Genomic DNA, 822 nt, shown 5'->3' on the forward strand with positions numbered 1-822 from the left:
AAAAAATTAAATATTAAATGGAAATAACGTAAAAATATTAGTTAATAAAACTAATATTAATCAAATGGTGACAGTGCTTCAATAATTCTGCAATCAGAAATACTGCCCCCACAGCATGATTCTATCATCGTAGAAAGTTCATGGCGTAATGCGATGAGATCCGCAATTTTGCGCTCAATTTCTGCCATATGGTCACGAGCAATTCTATCAACTGTCTTACAATCCTGGGTTCCCTGATCTGTTAGGGATAATAGAGCTCTTACCTGATCTAATGAAAAACCCAGATCCCGGGATCGACGAATAAAAGACAGTCTCGCGAGTGCCTCATCATCATAAGTGCGATAATTGCCATCGGTCCGCTGTGGCGGAGCCAGCAGTCCGATCCGTTCATAATAGCGGATCGTCTCGACTTTGGTATTCGTTGCCTTTCCCAAGGCGCCAATCGATCGCATTCCCTGCCTCTTGACCCTGTAGTTGCTACAGGGAGCATACATTAAAACAGATGATTCGTCAGGGAGGCGCTGGATGGCAGGAGGATGCTGTGGTGGATGCACAGATACGCCGCTACCAATCAATAAATCATGGCGGAGAGCGCTCCTGATCGCGCTTTTTCTCAATGCCAGCATGTTTGCCGTTGAAGCAGGGGCTGGCGTGTCGGTTGGATCTGCATCCTTACAGGCGGACGCGATTGATTTCCTTGGCGACAGCGCCAACTACGCAATAAGCCTCAGTGTTGCCGGAATGGCATTGCGATGGCGAGCTGGCGCGGCCTTTCTGAAAGGCCTGACCCTGTTCGTGGCTGGGATATGGGTAATGGCCAAT

Annotated in this window: 1 protein-coding gene and 1 pseudogene; one reads left to right on the top strand and one right to left on the bottom strand. The window is 47.8% G+C overall.

Going from position 1 to position 822, the window contains the following annotated elements:
* Positions 1–56: 56 nt before the first annotated feature.
* Positions 57–452 carry a helix-turn-helix domain-containing protein gene (locus WFJ47_RS16455; protein WP_035729796.1) on the bottom strand — a complete coding sequence of 132 codons (396 nt, stop codon included), beginning with the start codon at positions 450–452 and terminating at the stop codon, positions 57–59.
* A gap of 73 nt (positions 453–525) precedes the next feature.
* Here WFJ47_RS16455 and WFJ47_RS16460 point away from each other — a divergent pair.
* Positions 526–822: pseudogene (locus tag WFJ47_RS16460) on the top strand (cation transporter); the annotation flags it as partial.

Origin of the sequence: Asaia sp. VD9, assembly GCF_037150015.1 — a bacterium.
GTDB lineage: Bacteria > Pseudomonadota > Alphaproteobacteria > Acetobacterales > Acetobacteraceae > Asaia.

Bases quoted from the DNA above. Each gene is read 5' to 3' on its own strand.
- WFJ47_RS16455 (WP_035729796.1), bottom strand. From the start codon at position 452: ATGCGATCGATTGGCGCCTTGGGAAAGGCAACGAATACCAAAGTCGAG.